The sequence below is a fragment of the Actinomadura montaniterrae genome (assembly GCF_008923365.1).
Classification (GTDB): Bacteria; Actinomycetota; Actinomycetes; order Streptosporangiales; family Streptosporangiaceae; genus Spirillospora; species Spirillospora montaniterrae.
This window is the reverse complement of sequence record NZ_WBMR01000434.1, coordinates 1-2681: the sequence shown is the minus strand read 5'-3', so window position 1 is coordinate 2681 and position 2681 is coordinate 1. Positions and strand designations below refer to the sequence as shown.

At 77.2% G+C, this 2681-nt stretch carries 3 protein-coding genes; 1 reads left to right on the top strand and 2 read right to left on the bottom strand.

Going from position 1 to position 2681, the window contains the following annotated elements; translation table 11 throughout:
• Positions 1 to 44: 44 nt before the first annotated feature.
• Positions 45 to 539, bottom strand: a complete 495-nt coding sequence (locus tag F9B16_RS50040) for an SRPBCC family protein (protein ID WP_151547290.1) — start codon at positions 537 to 539, stop codon at positions 45 to 47.
• A gap of 43 nt (positions 540 to 582) precedes the next feature.
• Complete coding sequence (locus tag F9B16_RS50035; protein ID WP_151547289.1) at positions 583 to 1185, bottom strand: HD domain-containing protein; 603 nt, start codon at positions 1183 to 1185, stop codon at positions 583 to 585.
• A gap of 174 nt (positions 1186 to 1359) precedes the next feature.
• Here F9B16_RS50035 and F9B16_RS50030 point away from each other — a divergent pair.
• Positions 1360 to 2681 (top strand): outer membrane protein assembly factor BamB family protein (locus tag F9B16_RS50030; RefSeq protein ID WP_192809406.1); only part of this gene is annotated, 1322 nt, incomplete at its 3' end.

Here is a 2681-nt window from a genome sequence, read left to right as displayed (position 1 = left end):
CCGTCCGGGGCCGCCGTGGCGCGCGCCCGCGCGCCCCGCCAGGGTCAGCCGCGCTCGACGCCCGCCTTGATCCGGCCGAGCGTGGCCCGCATGCCCGCGCGGTTGAGCGCGGCGCGCTCCTCGGCCGGCACGCCCGTGAACACCTTCCCGAGCAGCGAGACCAGCCCGGCGCCGCGGTTGCCGCGCCGCAGGTCCTCCCAGTACTCGGTGAGCCGCGTCCGGGCGCCGTCCTCGCCGCTGACGTCCTCGATGCGGTAGCCCCACAGCGCCACCGGGAGGCCGAAGCTCGACACCCGGAAGGCGAACGCCTCGCCGGGGACGGCGACCGTCACCTCGCAGGTGGTGAACCACACCCGCCAGCCGAGCCGGTTGAACCCGACGAACTTCGTGCCGGCCTTGACGGCCCGGCCGCGGATCCACGTCGCGAAGACCTCGGGGCTCCACTCGCGCATCCGCCGCAGGTCGGCGACCGCGGCGTAGACCGCCCGCGTCCCGGCGCCGATCGCGACGCTCTCCTCGACCACCCACTCGCGTTCCATGGGCCGATCATCCCATCTCATGACCGCCCGGTCACTAGGCGGTCTAGCGCAGGTGCGCGAACGCCTCGCGCCACTCGCCGTACCACGCCGCGAACCACGGGTGCGGCTCCGCCAGCGGGACGATGTAGGTGATCGTCTCGGCGTAGTAGCGGCGCTGGAAGTCCGGCGGCATCCGGTCGAGCCGCTGGACGTTGCTGACCCGGTCCGCGAGCTTCACCAGGATCGCCTCCGGCGGGGCGTCGCGCAGCCGCCGCAGGTACGCGGACTTGGCGGCGCGCTTCGCCTGCCGCCCGGCGCCGCCCGCCGGCGGCTTGGTCACCCAGTCGACCAGCTCGGTCACCTCCGGCCCGAACGCGTCCTCCACGTCGGTGAGCGTGGCCGGGGTGTCCTCGACCACGTCGTGCAGCAGAACGGCGGACAGCACCGCCGTGTCGGTGACGCCCGCGCCGCGCACCAGCACTTCGAGGGCCTCCAGCAGGTGCTCGACGTACGGGTCGCCGGTCGGGCGCCGCTGGTCGCCGTGCCAGCGCAGCGCCGCGTCCGCCGCCGCCGAGAGCGCGCCGAGGTCCAGGCGCGCGCCGTCGCCGGACGACTCCAGGTCCGCGCGGGCGGCGTCCCAGGTCCGCCACCGGGTGAAGACCTCCAAGTTCCCTCCCTGCTCGTTCCGGCCCCGTGCGCCCAAGGGAAGCCGGGCATGTCCCGCGGGCGATTCTGTCCGGGCCGTGTCGCGCGGGCGGGCGCGACACGGCAAGGTGGAGGTCCACACCATACGGCCAGTGGAACGGGTATGCGGTCGGCGGAACAGGGAGGCGGCGCGGGCGTGGGCGGGAGCCGGCCGGGGCCGGGAGGCGGCGTCCGCATGGCGCTCGGCCTCGTCGCCGGTGCCCTCGCCGTCGCGCTGTGCGCGGTCCTCGTCGAGCGGTTCGTCCTGCACGCCGAGTGGTGGCAGGTGCGCCACACCGTCACCGGACGGCCCGTCGCGCCGCAGACCGACGTCGGCCCGCCGCCCGGGCCGCTCGCCGTGAGCTGGGAGCAGACCACGCGGATCCACCGCGGGTCCGCCGCCGGGTACGACGGCGTCGCCTACGACGTGTCGCGCGGGCAGGTGGTGACCGCGTCCGGCGGCGGCCTCGTCGTCCGGGACGCCCGCGACGGCGCCGAGCGCTGGAGCTACCGCCGCACCGGGTGGACGCTGCTCGGCTGGACGTCCACGCGGTCCCGGCTCGTCGCCTACTTCGAGCGGGACGGCCGGCGCGGTGACCGGCTGCTCGTCGGGTTCGACGAGCTGTCGGGCGCGCAGCTGTGGCGGCGCGACGGGGAGCGCCCGGCGGCGGTGTCGCGCGCCACGCTGCGCTGGCCCGCCGGCGCCGGCGTGGTGCTGACCACCGACGACGGCCGCCGCACCCTGTACGGGGTGTCCGCGCTGACCGGGAAGCGGCTGTGGCGGTCGCCGCTGCCGAAGGGGTGCCGGCTGTTCGAGGGCGCGGCGCAGCCCTCCGATTCCCTGGACCCGCCCGGCGCCCCCGACCCGGCGGACGGCGGGAACGCCCGCAAGACCCCCGGCGACGCCCTCGCCGCGCTCGCGGTGGGCTGCCGGGACCAGGACGGCCGGCTGCTCGCCGTCGACCCGGGGCACGGGCGGGTGCTGTGGAGCCGGACGCTGGCGGGGGAGTCGCCCGAGGTCCGTGTGCTGGACGGCGCGGTCCTCGTCGCGGACGGCGCGGCGCTGCGCGCGTTCACCGCCGGCGGCGACCAGATCGCCGGCTGGGACGGCGACGGGGTGTGCGGCGACCGGATGTGCCCGGCCGTCCTCGCGGGCGGGCGACTCATCGTCGTCCGCCACCAGGAGGGGAAGGGCGCCGGCACCGACCGGATGGAGGCGGTCGACGTCCCGTCCGGCGCGGTGGCGTGGTCGCGGGACGTCCCCGGCTACGCGGCGCTCGCGGAGGCGGGCGGCACGGTCTACGCGCTGCGGCCCCGGCTGGCGGACCAGCTCCTCCCGGCGGGCGTCGACGTCGTGGACCCGGCGGACGGCCGCGCGTCCACGACTCCGGCGCCGTTCGCGATCGACCCGGACCTGACCGGTGCGCGCCCGTGGCTGGCGGCCGCGGGCGGCCTGCTGTACGCGGCGGTCGCGGAGGC